General features: G+C 56.4%; 25 protein-coding genes. 10 read left to right on the forward strand and 15 right to left on the reverse strand.

Annotated elements, in window-relative coordinates; genetic code table 11:
* Positions 1-25 precede the first annotated feature (25 nt).
* Complete coding sequence (locus H4N61_RS10795) at positions 26-802, forward strand: NAD kinase (protein ID WP_248306506.1); 777 nt, start codon at positions 26-28, stop codon at positions 800-802.
* On the opposite strand, the gene H4N61_RS10800 is transcribed toward H4N61_RS10795, so the two are convergent.
* From H4N61_RS10800 to H4N61_RS10810, 3 genes are all read right to left on the reverse strand, one after another.
* Positions 799-1,995 (reverse strand): DUF2336 domain-containing protein, encoded by a 1,197-nt coding sequence (locus H4N61_RS10800; protein WP_182393984.1) that lies wholly within the window; start codon positions 1,993-1,995, stop codon positions 799-801. The genes H4N61_RS10795 and H4N61_RS10800 overlap by 4 nt on opposite strands.
* A gap of 118 nt (positions 1,996-2,113) precedes the next feature.
* Complete coding sequence (locus H4N61_RS10805; protein ID WP_182393985.1) at positions 2,114-2,914, reverse strand: transglycosylase SLT domain-containing protein; 801 nt, start codon at positions 2,912-2,914, stop codon at positions 2,114-2,116.
* A 100-nt stretch (positions 2,915-3,014) separates the two neighbouring features.
* Positions 3,015-3,593, reverse strand: a complete 579-nt coding sequence (locus tag H4N61_RS10810; RefSeq protein WP_182393986.1) for a nitroreductase — start codon at positions 3,591-3,593, stop codon at positions 3,015-3,017.
* Positions 3,594-3,780: 187 nt separating this feature from the next.
* On the opposite strand from H4N61_RS10810, the gene H4N61_RS10815 reads away from it, so the two are divergent.
* On the forward strand, positions 3,781-4,752 hold the full coding sequence (locus tag H4N61_RS10815) for a hypothetical protein (protein ID WP_182393987.1): 972 nt from the start codon (positions 3,781-3,783) through the stop codon (positions 4,750-4,752).
* Positions 4,753-4,854: 102 nt separating this feature from the next.
* Positions 4,855-6,624, forward strand: coding sequence for a hypothetical protein (locus H4N61_RS10820; RefSeq protein WP_182393988.1), 1,770 nt, complete (start codon positions 4,855-4,857; stop codon positions 6,622-6,624).
* Between the two features lie 38 nt (positions 6,625-6,662).
* Here H4N61_RS10820 and H4N61_RS10825 read toward each other — a convergent pair whose 3' ends face one another.
* From H4N61_RS10825 to H4N61_RS10855, 7 genes are all read right to left on the reverse strand, one after another.
* Positions 6,663-8,072, reverse strand: a complete 1,410-nt coding sequence (locus H4N61_RS10825; protein WP_182393989.1) for a phosphomannomutase — start codon at positions 8,070-8,072, stop codon at positions 6,663-6,665.
* A gap of 44 nt (positions 8,073-8,116) precedes the next feature.
* Complete coding sequence (locus tag H4N61_RS10830) at positions 8,117-9,433, reverse strand: UDP-glucose/GDP-mannose dehydrogenase family protein (RefSeq protein WP_182393990.1); 1,317 nt, start codon at positions 9,431-9,433, stop codon at positions 8,117-8,119.
* An 11-nt stretch (positions 9,434-9,444) separates the two neighbouring features.
* Positions 9,445-9,876, reverse strand: coding sequence for an alternative ribosome rescue aminoacyl-tRNA hydrolase ArfB (gene arfB / locus H4N61_RS10835; RefSeq protein ID WP_182393991.1), 432 nt, complete (start codon positions 9,874-9,876; stop codon positions 9,445-9,447).
* A gap of 137 nt (positions 9,877-10,013) precedes the next feature.
* Positions 10,014-10,175, reverse strand: coding sequence for a hypothetical protein (locus tag H4N61_RS10840; RefSeq protein WP_182393992.1), 162 nt, complete (start codon positions 10,173-10,175; stop codon positions 10,014-10,016).
* 62 nt (positions 10,176-10,237) lie between these two features.
* On the reverse strand, positions 10,238-12,232 hold the full coding sequence (gene thrS, locus H4N61_RS10845; protein ID WP_182393993.1) for a threonine--tRNA ligase: 1,995 nt from the start codon (positions 12,230-12,232) through the stop codon (positions 10,238-10,240).
* Positions 12,233-12,409: 177 nt separating this feature from the next.
* Positions 12,410-12,718, reverse strand: a complete 309-nt coding sequence (gene yidD, locus H4N61_RS10850) for a membrane protein insertion efficiency factor YidD (protein ID WP_182393994.1) — start codon at positions 12,716-12,718, stop codon at positions 12,410-12,412.
* Entirely contained in the window at positions 12,718-13,194 is a 477-nt protein-coding gene (locus H4N61_RS10855) for an iron-sulfur cluster assembly scaffold protein (RefSeq protein ID WP_349236460.1), read from the reverse strand. Before H4N61_RS10855 ends, yidD begins: the two co-directional genes overlap by 1 nt.
* Before the next feature lie 118 nt (positions 13,195-13,312).
* On the opposite strand from H4N61_RS10855, the gene folE reads away from it, so the two are divergent.
* Together folE and hisI are read left to right on the forward strand one after the other, a co-directional pair.
* Positions 13,313-13,933, forward strand: a complete 621-nt coding sequence (gene folE / locus H4N61_RS10860; protein ID WP_182393995.1) for a GTP cyclohydrolase I FolE — start codon at positions 13,313-13,315, stop codon at positions 13,931-13,933.
* A 228-nt stretch (positions 13,934-14,161) separates the two neighbouring features.
* Positions 14,162-14,614: a phosphoribosyl-AMP cyclohydrolase gene (gene hisI, locus H4N61_RS10865; protein ID WP_182393996.1), complete on the forward strand. Its 453-nt coding sequence runs from the start codon at positions 14,162-14,164 to the stop codon at positions 14,612-14,614.
* A 109-nt stretch (positions 14,615-14,723) separates the two neighbouring features.
* On the opposite strand, the gene H4N61_RS10870 is transcribed toward hisI, so the two are convergent.
* Positions 14,724-15,458 carry a rhomboid family intramembrane serine protease gene (locus H4N61_RS10870; RefSeq protein ID WP_182393997.1) on the reverse strand — a complete coding sequence of 245 codons (735 nt, stop codon included), beginning with the start codon at positions 15,456-15,458 and terminating at the stop codon, positions 14,724-14,726.
* A 179-nt stretch (positions 15,459-15,637) separates the two neighbouring features.
* On the opposite strand from H4N61_RS10870, the gene H4N61_RS10875 reads away from it, so the two are divergent.
* The 3 genes from H4N61_RS10875 to H4N61_RS10885 all read left to right on the forward strand — a co-directional run bounded on the left by H4N61_RS10875 (position 15,638) and on the right by H4N61_RS10885 (position 17,772).
* On the forward strand, positions 15,638-16,291 hold the full coding sequence (locus H4N61_RS10875) for a PAS domain-containing protein (RefSeq protein WP_169195016.1): 654 nt from the start codon (positions 15,638-15,640) through the stop codon (positions 16,289-16,291).
* A gap of 102 nt (positions 16,292-16,393) precedes the next feature.
* Positions 16,394-17,026 carry a PilZ domain-containing protein gene (locus H4N61_RS10880; RefSeq protein WP_169195017.1) on the forward strand — a complete coding sequence of 211 codons (633 nt, stop codon included), beginning with the start codon at positions 16,394-16,396 and terminating at the stop codon, positions 17,024-17,026.
* Positions 17,027-17,154: 128 nt separating this feature from the next.
* Positions 17,155-17,772, forward strand: coding sequence for a transglutaminase-like cysteine peptidase (locus H4N61_RS10885; RefSeq protein WP_182393998.1), 618 nt, complete (start codon positions 17,155-17,157; stop codon positions 17,770-17,772).
* 68 nt (positions 17,773-17,840) lie between these two features.
* On the opposite strand, the gene H4N61_RS10890 is transcribed toward H4N61_RS10885, so the two are convergent.
* On the reverse strand, positions 17,841-18,161 hold the full coding sequence (locus tag H4N61_RS10890) for a hypothetical protein (RefSeq protein ID WP_169195019.1): 321 nt from the start codon (positions 18,159-18,161) through the stop codon (positions 17,841-17,843).
* A gap of 167 nt (positions 18,162-18,328) precedes the next feature.
* Here H4N61_RS10890 and H4N61_RS10895 point away from each other — a divergent pair, with 167 nt between their 5' ends.
* Positions 18,329-18,931: a hypothetical protein gene (locus H4N61_RS10895; protein ID WP_182393999.1), complete on the forward strand. Its 603-nt coding sequence runs from the start codon at positions 18,329-18,331 to the stop codon at positions 18,929-18,931.
* 3 nt (positions 18,932-18,934) lie between these two features.
* Here the strand turns inward: H4N61_RS10895 and H4N61_RS10900 are convergent, their stop codons facing one another.
* The 3 genes from H4N61_RS10900 to H4N61_RS10910 form a co-directional block, all read right to left on the reverse strand.
* Entirely contained in the window at positions 18,935-19,147 is a 213-nt protein-coding gene (locus H4N61_RS10900) for a DUF3126 family protein (RefSeq protein ID WP_169195021.1), read from the reverse strand.
* Between the two features lie 114 nt (positions 19,148-19,261).
* Positions 19,262-20,089 carry a serine O-acetyltransferase gene (gene cysE / locus H4N61_RS10905; protein ID WP_169195022.1) on the reverse strand — a complete coding sequence of 276 codons (828 nt, stop codon included), beginning with the start codon at positions 20,087-20,089 and terminating at the stop codon, positions 19,262-19,264.
* An 83-nt stretch (positions 20,090-20,172) separates the two neighbouring features.
* Positions 20,173-20,940 carry an alpha/beta hydrolase gene (locus H4N61_RS10910; protein ID WP_182394000.1) on the reverse strand — a complete coding sequence of 256 codons (768 nt, stop codon included), beginning with the start codon at positions 20,938-20,940 and terminating at the stop codon, positions 20,173-20,175.
* Between the two features lie 144 nt (positions 20,941-21,084).
* Here H4N61_RS10910 and H4N61_RS10915 point away from each other — a divergent pair, with 144 nt between their 5' ends.
* Entirely contained in the window at positions 21,085-21,330 is a 246-nt protein-coding gene (locus H4N61_RS10915) for a zinc-finger domain-containing protein (protein ID WP_169195024.1), read from the forward strand.
* Positions 21,331-21,333: the final 3 nt, after the last annotated feature.

The following is a 21,333-nucleotide window of genomic DNA, read 5'->3' on the forward strand; positions in this document are numbered from 1 at the left end:
AAGAGCGACTTCAATGGAGCCGCACTTGTCCGACCTATCTTTGTCGCGGATATGTTTCGTATCGAACATCACCCCAGCTGCTGATGAAGCCGCTGCAAGGCTACGCCTCGCTTATGGCGCCCATGAACTGGCTGACGCCGACGTCGTTGTTGCTCTCGGCGGCGATGGCTTGATGTTGCAGACACTGCACCAGGTGATGGGCCAGAACATCCCAGTCTATGGCATGAACTTCGGCTCGGTTGGGTTCATGATGAACCCATACAACGAAGAGAACCTTCTCCAACGCCTCAACGACGCGCAGCGGACGCATATCTATCCACTGTCGATGACCGTCACGGATCAGTCCGGCGAGACGCGTTCGGCACTCGCCATCAATGAAGTGTCCCTGTTCCGCTCAACCTACCAAGCCGCGAAACTGCAGATTTTGGTCGATGGCGAAGTGCGTCTGGAAGAATTGATTTGCGATGGCGCCCTCCTCGCAACGCCGGCCGGGTCCACCGCATATAACCTCTCTGCGCATGGTCCGATCCTGCCCATTGAGGCTCCGCTGCTGGCCCTTACCCCAATCTCGCCGTTCCGCCCACGCCGCTGGCGCGGGGCCATTCTGTCAAACCGCGCAGAAGTCACGTTCCTGACGCGTGAAAGCGACAAGCGACCAGTAAGCGCTGTGGCAGACAATGTGGAATTTCATAATGTTGCATCTGTGAGCGTACGCGAAGATCGAACACACGCCGTAGCGTTGATGTTTGATCCCGGCACCAGTCTGGAAGAGCGGGTCCTAACGGAACAGTTCCGCTTCTAGGCCGCCGGCAGCGCAATGCGCTCCTCGGCTGGCGCGGGGAGCGCGAACGCACCTATGCGGTGTTCTGCAAAAGCCGAAACCACACCTCTCGCGGCCTGTCGCGCTAAGGTGATATTTTGCTCACTCAAATACCCGAATGCTTCTTCAAGCTCGAATGGGATGTCGTTCGAATACTCCGCCAACAGCTCTTCAGTCAGCGCGGTGACCACATAGTGGCGCGCCGACACGTCGTCAGAAAGATCTGTCATACGGGCGTGTTGAATGAACCGCACCATCAGCCCCACGACAGATGGTGCCAGCCCGGCACGCGCAAAGAGTGCCGCGACCGTTGCACGTCCACCCGAGTTGAGCACGGAGAACACCTTCTCAGTCTTCACGCCTGCCAAATGCCCTATGCAATCGGAGAAGAAGAGCACGCGGCCATTGACCAGCGCGTGCAGCAGAGTGCGCGTGTTGAGGTTTTCGCTGACGGCAAGGTCATCCACATAACGAGTGTCACCGTCACTCGCCTCGCCGATCACTGAAATAGCCGTATCAAGACTGTCGCGAAGTATCTTATTGAGACGCCCACTCGTCAGCGAGCCTTTCACGACCCGACAAGACTTCAGCCCCTCAGCCACAGCTCGAATGAGAATTAATCGCCCTTGTGCCGGCAAGTCTTGTCTCGCCAACAATGCACCGCGGACCTGCGGGTCACCCGAATGGCGCATCGCCAACGCCAGAAGCACCTCAGCAGGCGCAGCTACCTCTAACCGCCGCAACAGCAACAAAGAGACTTCGCGCTGCTCGGCCTCTAACATCATTCCCGCTAGTCGGGCGCTGATGGACCGACGCTGCGCAATCGCGACCAGGTCAGAAATTTCGCCTCGCCGGATCAACGGAGCAAGATCCGCATCGATTAGAACGGGCGAATATTGCAGCACTGCCCGCGAGATTACCGGGCTATCGCCCAACAACGACAAGATGACAGGACGCGGGGCAGTGTCAGCGTGCAGTAGCCCATAGGCCAATGCCGCTCGAACTTTAACTGATGGATCATCGAGAAAGCCAATCAGGGCCGCATAAAGCGCGGCGTGTTCTTCGGCATGCCCACGATGGTCGAGATAGGCCAAAGCGGCCAGATGAGCGGCATGACCACGCGCATCACTGTCTGCCGATTGACACAGCTCAGCAAAGGCTTGGTATCCGACCATACACTTCCTCCAGCACTAGGAAATGAAAGTACTGTCAGAAGTTTAAGGAAGCGTTCACCATAAACGACGGCGGTGCGGATACTATAAAATACTTAGGGCCTTGCCTGATCGCTAAAACTTACTGGCTATAGAGCTGCGTGAAGAATGCGGCGTTGCCATTTCCCTCATCAGTCGCTGCTTCTGGTTCTGTTCGAAATAGACCAGTAAAAGACATATTCGCCGGAGAAAACCGCGAAGGAACCGCAGGCTCAATTGGTTTCGTTGGCGTGGACGAACTGATCTGCTGTGCTGCAAAACCAGCGTTGGGCTCGGCATTATGCTTTGCTACAAGCACCTGATAAACCTCACGAATAGTACGTGGCTTACCTGAGCCGTCATAAAATATCGTTTGGTTGGCATTCGCCTGCTTCGGGAACAGGTTGACCGCAACTTGCTCGGGATTTTGCAATCCTGCCTGGAACATGCGCTCCGCGCCCTGTGCACCCAGAAAATGCGCGATATAGAGTTCGCCAGCGCTAGGCATACGCCCAAACGCGGTCTTCAGAAAATCGCCATTTGAACGCGTGAAGGCTGCGGCCAAATCAGCTGCAATCTGTGGGTTCTCGCGCAAAGCAAGAATCTCGGCTTTCTTCCGGGGATCTCGAACGACGTAATCGCCATCAGGCGTGCGTGTGATTTCGTCGGCGTACCGCTGATAGCCAAGCCGAGGGCCGTCGGTTTTCATCACCTGCAGCCAAGTCCCTTCCAGAAACTGGAATAGACCAACAGCTGACGATGTTCTGGCCTTGGCACTAGGATTTAGACTGCTCTCACGTACTGCGGTCTGCAGCAAGTAGCTGAAATCCACACCGCTTTTTTCCCCCGCAGCAGTGAGCGCGTTGACCAAATTCTGGGGAATTGAAACGGGTTTAATGCCCATTCGATCGAGCGTGTCCTGTGAATCAGCTTTCCCAAGCCTACCACAAGACACACAGCAATATTTCGTTAACTTAAGGACACGCCGCAAAACTGTGCTGGTTTTAGCCCTCGTAATACGAAACGACCGATGTCAAATCCGGACGCGGGCGCTCCTCAGGCGTAACACTCGGCGTGCCGATGTGAACGAAACCGACAAACTGCTCACCCTCTTTCGCGCCAAGCATGCTCGCGGCCTCCTGATCGAAGGCAAACCAGCGGGTGATCCACGACGCTGCATAGCCATGGGCATGCGCTGCGTGAATGAGATTGAAGGCAACATTCCCCGCAGAGAGCACCTGTTCGAGTTCTGGCACCTTGGGGTGCTCTTGCGGACGCGAGATCACACCAATGGTGAGCGGTGCAGGCAGGAAACGCTTCCGCTCGACATCCAGCGAAGCGTCGTCATAGGTGGGAAACCGCTTCTGAGCGATCGCAGCCAAACGCTCGCCGACAAGCGCACGGGCCTCACCCGCGTAAACGACCAGCCTCCAAGGCGTGATCTTACCGTGATCAGGCACGCGCGTTGCGATGGTCAGAATAGTGTCCAGTTCAGCCTGGCTCGGGCCAGGTTCATTCAGAAACCCAAGGCCGACCGAACGACGAGTGAGGAGATAATCGCGCAGCGCAGTGTTGACGGCCATGATGGTTCCTTTCCCAATGCTCGTGCAATAGTCCCCCACTGCCTGCGCGCCAAGTCTTTCCTGCGGCAATCTTGGCCAAAGCGCTGCGCCCTGTTCCAAAATGGCTTAGGGTATGACACAGCTTTTCCGCAATGATTGGTTAGAGACGACCTGAGAGTCGCCTGCCCTGCGTTCCTTGGGAGACCTTATGCGTTTTGCTCCACTCCTAGCGATATTGGCCGTCCTGCTGACTGCCGTTCCAACAGCTATGGCTCCCGTCGCCAGCTATGCCCAAGCTAGCGCCGAAATCCCGCCCCTACCGCGTGCACGCCCGGATCGGGACGCGCAGCCGGAGGAAATGAGCCCCGAGCAGGAACGCGCTGCCGTTGAAGCACAGGCCGCAATTGAAGCTGCGGCCGACATCCCTCAGCCAGTGACACTTAGCGCTCGGATCATTGAAGGCGGCACCCCGATCACCGAAGGCCTTATCTGGCGCGTTTTTGAGGGCAACCCCGATGAAAGCGGCGAGATGGCATTGGTTGCCAAGGCGGAAACCGCCAATGCTCGCATCGAACTCCGTCCCGGCGAATACATGCTTCATGTCGCTTATGGACGTGCTCAATACAGCGAATCCATCACAATCCTGCCCGGTGGTATGCAGAAGGACGTCATTCTGAATGTTGGCGGACTACGTTTGCATTCTGCCGTTACCGGTGACATCCCCATATCGCCGCAGCTTTTGACATTTGAGATTTACACCACTGGAGACGGCGCCAATCGCGCGCTGATCGCTGACGGTATCCGCGCGAACGAGATCGTCACCCTCAATGCGGGAACCTATCAGATCGTCTCCCATTTCGGCACGATCAACGCCGAAGTGCGTGCAGACTTGCGCGTTGAGCCCGGTCAGATGACAGACGCGACGCTCTACCATCACGCCAGCGAGGTCGGCTTCAAGCTCGTTTCGGAAACAGGTGGCGAGGCTATCGCCGACGTCGAATGGACCGTTAAAGACGCCACTGGCGCCACGCTCTTTACCGATCGCGGAGCCTTTCCGAGCACTGTTCTCGCTGAGGGAGATTACAGCGTCCTCGCCAAATTAGGCGATCGGGTCTTCAATCGAGATTTCCAGATCATCCCCGGAAACTCGAACGAGATCGAAGTCCTTACCTCTATTTAACTATGCGAAAGAATGCGGCCTCTCAGGCCGCATTTTTGTCTTTAGTGTCATATAGTCCAATCAGAGATAGGATCGAGCTGATCCACTGTGAGGAGATATGGCATGCCCAAGCTGAAAACGGCGCCCAAATATGTGGCCGTTTCCTTAGCAACACTTGCGCTTTGCGTTTCAGTGCAACCCACATTAGCGCAAGACCAGTCCACCGAGACAACGGCACCCACCGACAAGTCCGCCGACCCGACCATTGCCCTGACGTCTCTTGTGGCGGTCAACTCCTCCCTAGACGATGACAGCCTTCGTGCGGCAATTAGTGATGCACTCATCGGTCATGAAAACGAGCTGCGTGAGTGGAACGCAGATTCTCTGACGATCCCCGAGATCCTAGTCACAATCGCGCCTAAGACCAAAAAGGCAAAGTCGACCACGATCACCTATAGCGATGTCGTCCTGACCAATGTGCGCGCTGGTGCCGCGGAGACGATGACCATTGGCGCGATTGCAACCTCAAACAAGCACGGCGCGATCCAGGTCGACAGCCTAACATTCGATAATATTAGCCTCGCTAATATCGCCCACACCACCACGCCAAGCGTAGCAGCGGAAGACACATTTTATCCGCTTTACGGCAACTTCAGTATCGCCGGAGCAAGCCTGAATGCCGACGACACCGAATGCGCCATAGGCTCCATATCGGGTGCAGACGTGCAGATGCGCCCAGTAGGAGAAGCCGTCGCCAATTTCATCAAGCTTGCCGATAGCGACATTTGGGACGGAAGCGACGATCTAGCGCTATTGGCGCCCCTGCTCACCAGCTACGCGCATCTGGTAACCTCTGTAAAATCCGGCCCGTCGGAAATCGAAGATTTCTACTGCCGCGAAGTGTCCGGTGACGACGAAAACAAGTTCAACGACCGCGTCGATATCGAAACGATTTCGATCGCCGCGATCGAGCCGGGCTTCTCCCCGGCCGTGACGGCACAAAACATTCGCGGCACCTTCGAAGACGAGAACCACCTCTCGATCACTGAAATCTCCTCCAAGCCTTCTGACTTCACCGACATCATCGCAGCGATCGAAGCGGCTCCGCAGCCGATCACCGAAGAATGGATGGACACCAACCAGCGCCTACTGTCGCCGAACTTTGCAGGCCTGTCGTTTACGGGCTTGGAACTCGACTTCGTGGACGACGAACCCTTTAAGCTCACCGTCGCAGATTTCGACCTCACGCTGGCCAATTACATCAACGGAATTCCGTCGAAAGCCGACGTCTCTGCCAACAATATCATCGTCAACATTCCTGAGAACGAGAGCGACGAACTTCTATCGATGATGCTCTTGGCCGGTCTCACCGAAATCAACGGCAGCTTCCGTGTTGCCGGAGAATGGAGCGAAGCGGACGAAGCGATCACCCTTGAAGAGATTTCCTTCGACCTCAAGGATATGGGTTCCGTGAAACTTGATGGCCTGCTCGTCAACGCCTCGCCAATGCTCTTTGACGTCGACTACATCAAGGCACTCGCCGCCAGTCGTGCTCTCGCCCTCAGCACCCTCAATCTCTCCACGGTCGACAACGGCATTGGCGAAGTGGTTCTGGCAGCCGTCAGCGGCGAAATGGGCGCCGACGCCAACGCCATGCGCCCGGTTTACGCGGATTTGGTGAAGGGTACGATTATCGCCTATCTCGCCGACCTCGCAGACTCAGCGGATCTCGGCGATGCTGTCAGCAAATTCGTTGCTGGCACAGCCAAGACGCTGAACATTGGCATCTCGGCCAGATCAGAAAACGGCATTTCGCTTGAGGAATTTGAAGCGGCGGAAGACGATCCAATGGCCATTCTGGCCAAGATCAACGTCACTGCCAACGCGCAATAAGACAAAAAGGGGCCGGTCAACCGGCCCCTTTTTTTTGGTTACGCTACAGCTTGCGCCGCGATTTGCAGCCCCCACGCAAGCAGTTCGTCTGCCCGCTCTCTCGTCGAACCCTCAACATAAACACGCAGTTCCGGAGCATTCCCCGAGGCCCGGAAATGCACCATGTCGGCAGAACTTGTGCGGAACTGTAGTCCGTCAATATCAGAAAACCCGGAGATACCATGCGGCGCGAAAACCTGCTCCGCATAGGCGCGATCTTCGCCTAGGCGCTTCAGAAACGCGCCGCTCTTCTCGCTGGGCACGTCTTGTAACCGATCGGCAACAGCATGCTGCAATGGCAGATCAGCGACGATTTCTGCCACGGATTGTTTCGCAGCTGCGGCCAACCCAAGCACAGCAAGAATCGGCAGAACGGCATCACGTGTCTCAAGAGGCGCGAGGCGCTTGCCATTCACAAGCACACCCTGCCCCACAAATGTCCCGCCGTTGGCCTCAAAGCCGATGGCAGGCCCTTCGGCGGCCTCAAGTTCGGCCACCACATAAGGCGAGCCCACTCGCGTCCGAACAACGCTGTCAAACAAGCCTGTCCGCTCAATGGCAGAGTTCGAGGTCACTGGGGTCACAACAGTCTTGGCCGCGCAAAACTTGGCCGTAAGCAGGCCCAATAAGTCACCGCGTACGAACGCGCCGGTGTTGTCCATAAGCAGGGGACGATCCCCGTCTCCGTCTGCCGACACAATGGCATCGATCTCATGTTCATCAAGCCACGCCTTAAGGGGCGCAAAAATGGCGTCGCCAAAGGCTTCCGTATCCACCGGGACAAAGTCGGTCCTGCGTCCAAGGCTCAGCGTTTCCGCCCCATGATGGCGCAAGACCCGGTGGAGAATATCGCGCGCGACTGTCGAGTGTTCATAGACACCCACACGCAGACCGTTGAGGGCGCCAATCGGCAGAATGGGCTCAAACCGAGCAATATAGCGCTCTGTCGCCGCGCCAAACTCATTTGCAGCACCATAGCCAGCGCCATCGATATCATCGTCCTGCAGCGCAGCGAGAATACCCGCTTCGTCTGCCTTCGAAATCTCGCCGGTCGGAACGTAGAATTTGAGCCCGTTTCGATCCGCCGGAATATGACTACCAGTCACCATGATCGCTGGCGAAGCATCGCTCATCGCATGCAGCGCCAAGGCTGGCGTTGGAACCGCTCCACAATCGACCGGCGTCATCCCCGCAGCGGTGACAGCAGCGGCGCAGTCCGCCAAAATGTCTGGGCTGGACGCGCGGAAGTCGCGCGCCAGATAGACTTTCCCACTCGTCGCAGTCCCCGCCTCTTTGAGGTAACGCAGGAAGGCGGCCGTATACCGCCTTGCAGCATTGCCCTGCAGATCCGTTACCAGCCCCCGTAGCCCACTGGTTCCGAACTTCAAGCTATTGGCTGGCGAGGTCATAGAGAGTTCCTGCTCAAATCGATTACGAATGCAAATACCGAGACTTATGGCAGACGGCTGGGTTTACCAAGGCCGAGATAGCCCAAGCCATGCTTGGCCACATCGGCTTCGCGGTAAACATTTCGCAGATCAACCAACAGACCGTCCGACATACGAGACTTCAACTGTGCAAGGTCTAGCGCACGAAATTCGTTCCACTCTGTGACCAAAACAACCGCGGACGCGCCGTCTGCAACCTCATATGCCGTATCGACCAGTGTGACATTTGGCAGGAGCGGTCTTGCCGCAGCCATCCCCTTGGGATCACAGGCCCGCACATGAGCACCAGCCGCTTCCAGTCCTGCTATAATGTCGAGGGACGGCGCATCGCGCATGTCGTCTGTTTCAGGCTTAAAGGTCAGACCCAACACACCAATGGTGCGCCCGGCCACCGAACCACCACAGGCCGCAATAACTCGTTGCGCCATAGCGCCCTTGCGCGCCACATTGACGTCGACAGTCGCCTCGACCAACCGCATTGGACTCGCATGCTCTCGGCCCATTTGCACAAGTGCCTGCGTATCCTTGGGGAAGCACGATCCGCCAAAGCCCGGTCCGGCATTGAGAAACTTCTCGCCAATCCGACGATCCAGCCCCATGCCCCGTGCAACTTCTTGCACATCCCCGCCAGCCGCTTCGCACAGCGAAGCCATTTCGTTGATAAAGGTGATCTTCATCGCCAAAAAGGCATTGGCGCCATACTTGATCAACTCAGCCGAACGACGAGACGTGAACAGGAGCGGCGACGAGTTGAGATTGAGCGGCCGATAAACCTCTGCCATCACAGAACGCGCGCGTTCATCTTCCAAGCCGACGACGACACGGTCAGGGTGTTTAAAATCGGCAATCGCCGCACCCTCACGCAAGAATTCGGGATTGGAAACGACGGCAACATCGGCCTCGGGATTGACCGAGCGGATCAACCGCTCGACTTCGTCACCCGTACCCACTGGCACGGTGGACTTGGTGACGACCACCGTGAAGCGTTTGATCAGCGGGGCAATTTCCCGGGCAACATCGTAGACATAGGTCAGGTCGGCATGTCCGTCACCGCGGCGCGCCGGAGTGCCTACGGCGATAAAAATCACGTCAGCTTCGGCTACAGCATTGGCCAGCGCAGTGGTGAATTGCAAGCGTCCTGCTTCCACATTGGCAAGGACAATCTGATCGAGACCGGGTTCGTAAATCGGGATGATGCCGCTTTGTAACGCGGCAATCTTGGCCGCATCTTTATCGACGCAAGTTACCGAATGGCCGAAGTCTGCAAAGCACACGCCGGACACCAATCCCACATAGCCCGAACCGATGACCGTGATCTTCATTGACTAGTCCCTCAATCGTCAACATTTGGCCGTCCGCGCATCTGCTTAATGCCTGACCGCACAGCTTTACCTTCCACGCGTCGCTTCTTGGACGCAAGGGTTGGACGGGTGGCGATACGCGGTTTCGGCGGATAAGCGCCCTCGCGGATAAGCGCAACCAGCCGTGCCACTGCTTCTGCTCGGTTCAGCGGTTGATCGCGGTGGGAATTGGAGGTGATGACGATGACGCCATCTTTGGTCAGGCGACTGCCCGCCAGATCGGCGACTCTGCGTTTAACCGGGTCAGGCAAGGATGGGGAATTGAGAAGATCAAAGCGCAGCTGTACGGCGCTCGCCACCTTATTGACGTTTTGCCCGCCCGGCCCAGAGCCGCGAACAAAAGTCTCGTCAATTTCCGAAGGATCAATCCGAAGGCTGCGGGTAATCTGAATAGGCTCAGCCATGATTAGCCCCTCCTAGCCTCCCCCGCTTGCGGGGGAGGAACGCATCCTGCCGATTGGCAAGACCACGCCATCAAACCGTTCTACGCCTCCCCCTACCAGGGGGAGGACGGGAGGGGGTTATAAGCGCCGGCGAAAACCTACCGCTTCCAACGACCAGAGAAATACACTTCCTCGTCGTGGATGATGCGACCCTTTTCGGTGGTCCGGAACTTGCCCGGCTCGACCTCTTCAATCCACTTCTTCTTGAGCATAACGGCGAATGTCTTTTCGCCGACATCCTTGAAGTCGTCGGGGCCCATCACATTGCTCTCCCCCATATGGTAGAGAGCTTTCATTTCGCGATTAGACGGACGAAGTGGCATTATTCAGCCTTAGCCGCAGCAGCAGCCTTCAAATCCGGCGCGGTAGCCTCAGCCATCAGATCAACCAACGCCTCCATGAACGGACGGACCTGCTGGCCTTCAGTACCAAGACGGCGCACCGAAACATTGCCTTCTTCCGCTTCACGACGGCCAACCACAAACATCAGCGGCACCTTGTTCACCGAGTGCTCGCGGACCTTGTAGTTGATCTTTTCGTTACGAGCGTCGATTTCAGCACGAATGCCGGCATCGCGCAGCTGACGGACCAGCTTCTCAGCGTAGTCGTCCGCTTCCGACACGATGGTCGCGACCACAACCTGGGTCGGGGCCAGCCACATTGGCATCTTGCCAGCGTAGTTTTCGATCAGAATACCGATAAAGCGCTCTAGCGAACCAAGGATCGCGCGGTGCAGCATCACGGCATACTGACGCGAACCATCCTCTGCTACATAGGTGGCGTTGAGGCGTTCGGGCAGAACATAGTCGAGCTGCAGCGTACCAACCTGCCAGGAACGACCGATCGCATCCTTGAGGTGGAATTCAAGCTTTGGCGCATAGAAGGCGCCTTCGCCTTCAGCGATTTCAAAGTCATAGCCAGTAGCGCGCAGAGCATTGCCCAGCGCCTTTTCAGCCGCATCCCAACGCTCGATGGTGCCACCGAACTTTTCCGGACGCGTTGCCAGCTTGATCACTACATTGCTGAACTCCATGTCCTTGTAGACGGAGTACAGCAAGTGCACGAAGTGCTCGGTTTCGCTCTGGATCTGGTCTTCACGGCAGAAGATGTGCGCGTCATCCTGCGTCATCTGACGCACACGCATCAGACCATGCAGCGCGCCATGCGCTTCGTTGCGGTGGCAGCAACCAAATTCGGCCATGCGCAGCGGCAGATCGCGGTAGGACTTAATGCCCTGATTGAAGATCTGAACGTGCGCAGGGCAGTTCATTGGCTTGAGCGCCAACAGGTCTGCACCGGATTCAAAAATCGGCTGATCGTCTTCCGTGTTCGGCACCTGATCGGGCACAACGAACATGTTTTCGCGATACTTGCCCCAGTGGCCGGACTGCTCCCAGAACTTGGCGTGCATCAGCTGAGGTGTTTTCACCTCAACATAGCCCGACTTGTCCAGACGGCGGCGGATATAGGCTTCCATCTGGTTGTAGATGACAAAGCCACGTGGGTGCCAGAACACCGAACCCTGCGCTTCTTCCTGGAAGTGGAACAGGTCAAGGTCGCGGCCGATCTTACGGTGGTCGCGCTTCTCGGCTTCTTCCATCATGGTGACGTAAGCTTCGAGGTCTTCCTTGGTCGCAAAAGCGGTGCCGTAGATGCGGCTCAAGACTTCGCGATTGCTGTCACCACGCCAGTAAGCACCAGCCACCTTGGTCAGCTTGAAGGCCGTACCAACATCCTTGACCGAACGCATGTGCGGACCACGGCAGAGGTCGATCCACTGACCCTGCTTATACATCTTCAGCGACTGATCAGCCGGAATAGCGTCAACCAGTTCAACCTTAAAATGCTCGCCCTTAGCGCGGAAGAAATCCTTGGCCTGATCGCGGGTCCAGACTTCCTTGGTGAAGGTTGCGCCACGATCGACGATCTCGGCCATCTTCTTTTCGATGACGCGCAGATCGTCTTCAGTGAACGGACCTGCCGGACGATAGAAGTCGTAGTAGAAGCCGTTCTCGATAACCGGACCAATGGTCACCTGAGTATCAGGCCAAAGTTCCTGCACAGCTTCAGCCAGCACGTGAGCGGCGTCGTGGCGGATGAGTTCGAGCACGTCCGCCGAACCGGAATCGCGCGTCACAAACTCGATCTTGCCGTCAGCGTCGAGCGCGTCAGAGAGATCGGCCAGAGCGCCGTTCCACTTCATCGCGACAGTCTTCTTTGCCAGCGACTTGGAGATCCCTTCCACGATCTCGGTGCCGGTAGTGCCGCGCGGAAATTCGCGAGCTGCACCATCGGGGAATGTCACCTTGATCGACATTTGAAGTCTCCAGAACTTTTTGGTTTGAAGCAGCCTCCACTGGGCTGCAAGGCGGCCTGAATAGCACGGTTTTTCGTTTCTGCCAGCCCGCAGCGGTAGTTTAGCGCAAAGCTGTGCGCGGTTTCAGCAGAAAGCCGCTCAAATTTAAGCCGTACCCCTCCGCTCTTTGGGCCAAACCTATTTCCAGCGCCCATAGCGCCAGGGCGCATACCACTGCCCCTCAGGCAACGCCTCCGGCACTGGATCATAACCATGCGAGCCGCCCGGGCGACAACGCCACAGCCGCGCCGCCCCCATCCAGCCCCCCGGCCAAAAGCCGAAGCGCCAAATACTATCTCGAGTAAACTCCGAGCACGTTGGAAGGTGTCGACACGTCCGGCCGGTAAATGCCGAGAGCGTATAGCGATAGAGCGTAATGAGAAAAACTGCCGCAAACTTGAACGGCAGATCGATCACGCGCCACATCATATCGATGAATCGATGCATCAGCTTTGCGCGCCATGAGCTTGTTTTGACTCAGCATTCTCTATTGCCGCCAATACAGCCTCAAAGACCAACATGGTGGAAGCGTGCCGGTGAGGGAATGCTCGTACCGGCTCAAGATATGCCAGATCGGCCCACTTCCCAGCTGGCACGGGCCCGTCAACGGTCAGCATAGCCAACATCACATCGCGCAATACTGAGAACTCCGCCACCGACGTTCCAACGATCTCTCTGGCCACAACCGAAGCTGACGTTTGTCCAAGTGCGCAGGCGGAGACTTTATGGCCATAACCAGTGATCACGCCATTCTGTATAGATAGGTCCACTTCGATTAAAGACCCACAGACCTTCGCCACCTTCCGAGCTGTGCCATCGGGCGCTGCCAATCGCCCCGGATTTGGCGCGTTTGCCGCCAGATCAAGGATCTTTTCTGAATAAAGATCGTTCAATTCCATCAGCGAGGCAGTTTCTTGTTCCAATAGCGTCTGCACCTTATATAGGTGGGATAAATGCGGTGTCAGTGCGGTAATTAATAAACTCACACACCGTAATGCGCCCGTGGGCGATTTACGAACGTATTGCTGGGGATGCCCAATTATGGACGCTCAAATTAACGCGCTCAAGGCGAGTGATGACACACGCTCGGCGACCACGCGCCCAACGCGCGAAGAAGCAGAGGCGGCAGTCCGCACTTTGATCGCATGGGCTGGCGACGACCCAACGCGTGAAGGCCTACTCGAAACTCCTGCTCGCGTCACCAAAGCCTATGGCGAGCTGTTTTCTGGCTATGCGCAGGACGAAAAGTCCGTTCTCTCTAAGACTTTCAAAGAGGTCGGCGGATACGACGATCTTGTCCTCGTGAAGGGCATCCCGTTCTACGCACACTGCGAACACCACATGGTCCCCTTCTACGGCAAGGCCCATATCGCATACCTGCCGCACGATGGCGTTGTTGGCCTCTCTAAGCTTGCGCGTCTGGTTGAAGTGTTCGCGCGCCGCCTGCAGACGCAGGAAACGATGACCGCTCAGATCATCGACGCGATCAACGAAAACCTCAACCCGCGCGGCGCAGCTGTTATGCTTGAAGCGGAGCACATGTGCATGACCATGCGCGGCGTAAAGGCCCACGATGTCTCGACCGTCACTCACCGCTTCACCGGCGTTTTCGCGGAAGACCGCGTTGAGCAGGACCGCTTCTTTGCCATGGTCACGCGCTAAAGATTATGTGGGGGCCATTAGGCCCCCAATTTCTTCACGCTCTCATTGCCGGGGGCGCCCCGGCAATTCAGTACGATGCTGATACGGACAAGATCACCGGGCCAAGTCCGGTGATGACAAAGATTGGCTCAGCAGTGCAGGTGCTCTTGAGAGCACCCCCCCATAGAACGTGACATCGTCTGCCGACCGCGCTAGAGCGTTTAGCTCTTCCCTCACAGGGCGCAGACCATGAGCTTTACTTTCGTCGATCCCAAATCTCTCGATCACCACGCCCTTGAAGACGGCACAGAGTTTGCGCCGCGCTTTGACGCGCATGGCTTGCTCACCGTGGTGACGGTCGATGACGATACCAAAGACGTCCTCATGGTCGCCTATATGAATGCAGAAACGCTCAGCCTGACCATCGAAACCGGCATTGCGCATTATTACTCGCGCTCCCGTCAGTCGATCTGGAAGAAAGGCGAGACCTCTGGCGAACTTCAGCAGGTCGTTTCGCTTCGCACCGATTGCGATCAAGACTGCATTGTCATGAGCGTTCACCAAACTGGCCGTGGCGCCGCCTGCCACACCGGTCGCAAGACCTGCTTCTATCGGCAGGTAACAGTCGATAATGGCGAAGCCAAACTTGCCGACACCGGTATTCCGCGTCTCTTCGACCCTAAAGCCGTCTACGGGAAATAGTACGGATCCGCCTTGACAGCTCGGCTCCTAAAATCCCTCCACTTGGAAGATTTTAGGAGCGAGGGCCATCAAAGCTATGCTCGAATAGCGCAAAAGCCTTGGGTTAAAATTACGCCCGGCGCTCGAACAGCTGCACCATAAAGAAGCCTGCAAGAAACCCGCCCAGATGAGCCTGCCAGGCAATGGTCAGGTTCACGCCTAAAAACAATGGCAGGAGCGGCACAGCGGCGTTCAGGATCACCCAGAGCAAAGTGAAAAACCGCGCGCGCGGATGCAACATCACTTCTTTGATTGAGGCCAGCCGACGCCCCAATATGATCCTCTCCCCTGTTTCAGGGTCGTTCGCCACAACGACTGGCTGGAACATAAATCGGATCGCCGCGCCGGTCAGACCCGCCACGCCCCCGGACGCCCCAATCAAGAAGACCCCGTCATAGAGCGTCACCACGGTGAACAGCGCCGCCCCTGCGATCGCAGAGACGACAAAAATCGCAATCATGCCCATGCCACCGTAACGGCGCGCCACAGGTGTTCCGAAAATCAAGAGCCAAGCCGTATTGAGCACAAGGTGATCCCAGCCCCCGTGCAAAAAGGCATGGGTGATCGGGGTCCACAACAGTGGTGCGGCATAGATCAAATCCTCGCCTGCAGCGATGAAACGCGCGGGCAAATAGGCGAACCAATAGTAGAGTTGCAAAAGCCCGGACTGGTTAAGAACGAGGGTCGAAGCGATGTGGACAACAATCATCACGCCGGCAAGCACGGCGACCGTCGTGGGCAGCAAGAAAATGGGCTCACGCCCTTGTTTTTGTTCGCTTTGAGAGTGTTGATCGTGGCCCGTCATGCTCTGCCCCCTCGCCGCGTAACAGCGATCGTTCTTGTTAACTTTTCCACAATGCCTGCCCCGGCATTAACCTTAATCAATCTTTAAGCGGGCAATTTGATCTACATTTTGCAATGTTCAGCGGGCTGAAGAGTGGCTGTTGGAGCTACCCGGACGCCAACGATGCGGAACGCTGAACCATGAAGATGCCGAGCACCAAGACGCTCTATACCTATTGGAACACGATTCGGGGTTCGCGCAGCGCTCCCGACCGTCGAGATATTGATCCGACTCGCATCCGTGAGGCACTTGCCAACACGTTTATCCTTGAGGTCGACGACAACGAAGAGTTCTCGTTCCGCCTTGCCGGATCACACCTGTGCACCAGCTACTGCCGCGAGCTCAAAGGCCGCTCATTCAATGCCCTTTGGCATGACCGCGATCACGACGCGATTGAAACACTCATTCGCGCTGTCACCGAAGATCACGCCGTCGCGCTTGTCACCTTCCAAGGGACCACCGCCCTGCAGACCAAGGTGACCTTTGAGGCCATTTTGATGCCATTGCGTCATAACGGCTCCACCCACGCCCGCATTCTGGGTGCTATGACGGCTTTTGATGAGCCCTACTGGCTTGGCGTACAGCCTGTCATCGAACAGCGCATCACTGGCCTCCGCCTCTTGTGGCCGGATGATATGCCAGCGGACGAACCCATGGCGCAGGAAGTATCGAGCGTCGTCAACGACGTCCCTTACACCCATACAGCGGCATCAACCGCACTGCCCACAACAGTTTACGGCATAACTGCCCGCCGCTATGCACACTTGGCAGTGATTGACGGCGGTCGAAACTAAAGACCGCCTTTAAAGCACCTTCGGAACTAACAATCCATACTAAGTTAACCAAGCTGCTCTAAGTTTTCATTGAGAATACTTTGACCTAGGAGCAGGTTGTCGATGCTTGATGATGGCAACATCTCCGCTCGAGACAGTTTTGCAGCGCCCCCACCAAGAACTGAGCAACGTTTTCAACGCGTTAACGTCTCTATTCTAGGGCGCTACATGCTGGCCGACCGCCGTGAGTTCCCCTGTCAGGTTCTTGCAATGTCTCCTGGTGATGCTGTTGTCATCGCTCCGGTCGCGGGTGTTATCGGCGAGAGGATCATTGCCTATCTCGATCACTTGGGCCGCATAGAGGGCACGCTGGAAGCGCAGGTCGATGGCGGATTTTGCATGAGCATCGACGCCTCCCCGCGCAAGCGCGATAAAATGGCGGCGCAACTGACATGGCTGGCAAGCAAGGATCTGCTGAACCTGCCTGAAGACCGACGCCACGAACGTGTCGTGCCCGACATTCGCCATTCCACCGTGGTCCTGGACGATGGTCGCCGTTACAATTGCAAGATTATAGACATCTCGCTCTCGGGCGCAGCGATCGAATTGGACGTTCGTCCTGCGATGGGCACACCTATCGCCCTCGGCCGTATGCGGGCACGGGTTGTTCGTCATCTGCAAAACGGCGTTGCGGTAGAGTTCGTCGCCTCCCAAGAGATGCTCAATGTCGTCCAGCAAAACCTGCGCATGAGCTAGTCCACTGATAATTATGGTTAATGAAGTGTGAATACAGTGGATAAAACTCATATAAAAACTACATGGTAGTTTTCTTATCGAGCTAATGGCCGTTACCTAGAATGATCTCCAACTGGGAGATCGGGAACATGGCCACCACAGCAAAGACGCTTATCGCTGGAGTTCTGAGCGCCATCGCTTTGATGTCAGCACCCGTGTCGGCTTTGGACCTTACCCACGTTGCCTTTATCCAGACTGCTGAAAAGAACAGCTCCATCCCGGTTGGGCATTTGGAGTTCTGCAAGTCGCGCCCTGCTGAATGCCGCTCCAACCCAAGCCCCATTGCCGCCATGCCACTTGACGCGCAGCGCTGGGAACAGTTGGTCGCAGTAAACTCCCACTACAATCAAACTGTCGTACCGGTTGAAGATCGCGACCTCTATCAGCTTGATGAATTCTGGACCTATCCAAACGGCTACGGCGATTGCGAAGACTTCGCGCTGGCCAAGCGTCGGGACCTCATTGAAGCTGGTTGGAACCCATCGACGCTGATGATTGCTGTTGTGCGTGAGCCTAACGGCAATGGTCACGCCGTACTGATGGCACGCACCGATCGCGGCGACATGGTGCTGGACAACCAAGAAGGCTCCATCAAGCTTTGGAGCGATACCCCGTACACCTTCCTTAAGCGTCAGTCACAAACCCACTCCGGACATTGGGTAGATATGATTGACGCCCGCACCATTGTGGTTGCCTCCAACGGCTAATTCGGCTGCCAAGGCATACGAAAAGGGCCCCGCAACGCGGGGCCCTTTTCGTTTAACCAGCGAAGCGTTTAGTACAGCACCAAGACGTAAACGCTCATGATCAGGAGGCCGGTCACGAAAGACCAGCCAAACGCCACGAGTGAGGAAATCAACATCGAGGGCATAGAAAGCGTGCCATCGTCTTCCTGCTTCCAGCCATACTGGAGCATGATGTAGGGCCCACAAACAACGCTAACAACAAACCGAAGAAACGACTGACCCAAGGTATTACCATCTACCCGCAGTGCCGCTTCTTCCCGCGTCAGCCACTGATAAAGATACGTCCCCGCCCCCGCCACGCTCAGTCCAACGCCCATAATAAAGGCGGCGAGTAGTAGTTCCCTGCTCATCTTCTTCGCCCATACCTGGCTGTATTAATGACTTGTTAAGCATATGATCTACTCTATGAACTGTCACCTCCTGCTGGATAATTTGGTTAACACCGCTCATGCACACAGCATCGACTAGGTCTGGACCATCCCATGCGGGGGTCGCTTACAATCTTGCAGCGATAGGATTGATCATTTTGGTCGCCGCACTAGGCTTGGCCTATGCCCTTGATCAAATGGGCAGAAATGACGCGCCGCAGACACCAGATCGCGCGGACAGCTCCCGCATTATCCAGACCGTTGGAGGTCGCGAGCTCGCTATACCCCAGACATGGTTCCGCACAGCTCAGGACACTCGCGAGGGATTCGTTCAGCAGGTCGATTTGAAGTTTGCGCTAAATTTCGAACGCACCAAGAGCGCTACACTCATTGATGTCACACTACTCCCTCTCACCCGCGCCCGGGCGAGCAGCGCACTACTGGATACAGTTTACGTGCATCAATTTCAGGGCGCACTGCTGCAGACCGTTCCGGGCCTTGTCGGCAAAACGCTGAAACAAGCAGACGGATATGCAGGGGAAGTGGTTTGGTACGACGCCTTAGAGTCCAGGCCATTTGTGGCCAAATGCTCAACAGCGCCAACGCCGGCGCGGCCTAGTCGATGCGTACGCACTGTACATCTATCCAGCGGGTTGGCCGCCATCGTTAGCTTTAACGAGGCAGCACTGACCCACTGGCGAGAGTTTGATAGCCAAATGGCCCCATGGCTGGAGCAAATCGGCGCACTCTAAAACTTAGTCTTCCAGATCGATATCGAGGATCGACATGGAGAACATGTAGGACTTATCGCCGTCTTCGTCGTCGGCGTGGATGAGGCCGATGGATTCATCGCCGATGAACACTTCAACAGAGTCGTTCAGCTTGTGGCGTGGACGAACGTCGATGTTCTTGTTGCCAAAGGTGCGCTGCAGGAAGCCCTGCAGTTTGATGATTTCTGGCTGGTTCACAGCAAATGTCCTGTACTTGGGTTAAGCGCGCAATCTAGACCCTAGCCGCTCGCTGGCAACCCCTATGCCAACCATTTTAGCGGGAACAAGCCGTGTGAAGCTCTTGCACGCGCCCTACGAGGTCTTGTCGTAAACCAGCACAACCTGGTCCATTACCAGCGCTGGCTGGGCGCAACCCGCCTCGCCAATCACCTTTGCGGGAACACCTGCGACGGTCACGCGCGGCGGCACTTCCTTGAGCACAACAGAGCCTGCCCCCACGCGCGAGCAATCCCCCACGCGGATATTGCCAAGCACCTTGGCACCGGCGCCGATCAAAACACCATTGCCGATTTTTGGGTGACGATCCTGATCGGATTTACCGGTCCCACCGAGCGTAACATTCTGAAGCATGGAGACATTGTCGCCGACGACAGCCGTCTCACCAATCACCAAGCCAGTGCCATGGTCGAGCATAATACCCTTACCCATCTTCACGGCCGGGTTGATATCAACCTGAAACACTTGGCTGGATCGGCTCTGCAAATAGAGCGCAAAATCGCGCCGTCCAGCATTGAGCATTGCATGGGCGAAACGGTGCGTTTGGATCGCCTGGTAGCCCTTAAAATAGAGCAGCGGCTCTACAGCACGATCACAGGCAGGATCACGTTCCATTGTCGCGACGAGATCAGTGCGTGCGGCTTCACCAATATGTGGCGCATCCCGCAAAGTTTCTTCGAACGCCTGGCGGATCATGTCCGCCGACACATCCTCGTCCCCCAAGCGCAATGCCAGACGGTGAGCCAGCGCGTCTTCGAACCGCGCATGATTGAGAATATTGCTAAGCGCCATATTCGCCAGTGCGGGTTCAGAATCAACGATCTGCTGCGCGCTCGCACGCACCGCTTCCCAGACGGGATCGACTGATTTGATCTGGATCGACTGTTGAGCATTGCCGTTCATGGCGCCGCACTCCGTTTCATCGCTTCCCGACGATATAAGCCAGATTGTTCTCTATTCAAAGTCAAAGCAGCGAGATTGGTTCATCAAACAGCACCGCCCGAGTATGTTCTACTGAGAAACTCAAGCGCTGCAGACTTAAACACCTTATCTCCCGTGGCCCGCATATGGTCCCGCTTGGGGATCACCACCGACTCACCCTGTGGCAGCAATTCTGCGAGGGGTTGTGGACTCCCGGCCATTTCGTCGACCTCGCCAACGGCGACCAACACCGGCACGTCAATGCGACGAACATCAGCGCGCGCCATAGCCTCGCGCGATGTTTCCATGCAGGCGGCAAGCGCTTCTCGGTCCGACCCCGTATGATCGGCGAATATCCGAAACTGCCGCGCCGTCGGATGGGTTAGACTCGCCAGGCTCGGCGCGCGCAGCCCGGCGATAATGTCATTCCCATCACTCAACCCGTTGATGAGGTTGAGCCCCATCCCACCGAAGATGACCGATGCCACCGTTTCTGGGGCTTGATAGGCCATGAACGCGGCGATGCGGGCGCCCATGGAATAACCCAACACCGCAACTCGGCTGATCCCAAGATGGTCTAAGAGCGCCAGTGCGTCCTCTGCCATCAAGCTCGGATAATAGAGGTCCGGATCATGCGGTTTGTCGGATCCCCCGTGGCCCCGATTGTCGAGCGTAATGGCTTGGTACCCGGCCTCCACCAAGGTCTCGACCCAACCTGTATCGAGCCAATTGACCTTGCCACTCGAGGCAAACCCATGCACGCAGAGCACAGGCGCGCCCTCTCCATAGACGTGATAAGCAAGGGTCAAACCCGAATGGGTGAAAGTTGGCATCAACATTCCTCATAAGAACTTAAGTGGGTTTTGCGGCTCACAGCGGTAAATGCAAGGCAAAAAGCAAAACACGCTTTCTCCTTTTCTTGGCATTGCTGTTTGGCTATGGTCGCGCCAATTCATCAAACCATTCAGGTTGGTATTATGGCGCACGGCGTAACCCCGCATTTTCACAACACCTCCGGCCTTGCCCGCATCGAGATTGGCTCGAAGGAATTCCAGTGTGTTGGCGCGCTGCCACCTTTCGATCATCCACACGTATACCTAGACATGGGTAAGGATGATGAGATCGTCTGCCCATATTGCTCGACGCTCTATGTGTTCAAACATGAGCTCGGTGCAGGCCAGGCCAATCCGGCCTCGTCTATCTTCTTGGTCAACGCCGCCTGAGTA

Origin of the sequence: Devosia sp. MC521, from assembly GCF_014127105.1 — a bacterium.
In the GTDB taxonomy this organism is placed as follows: Bacteria; Pseudomonadota; Alphaproteobacteria; order Rhizobiales; family Devosiaceae; genus Devosia.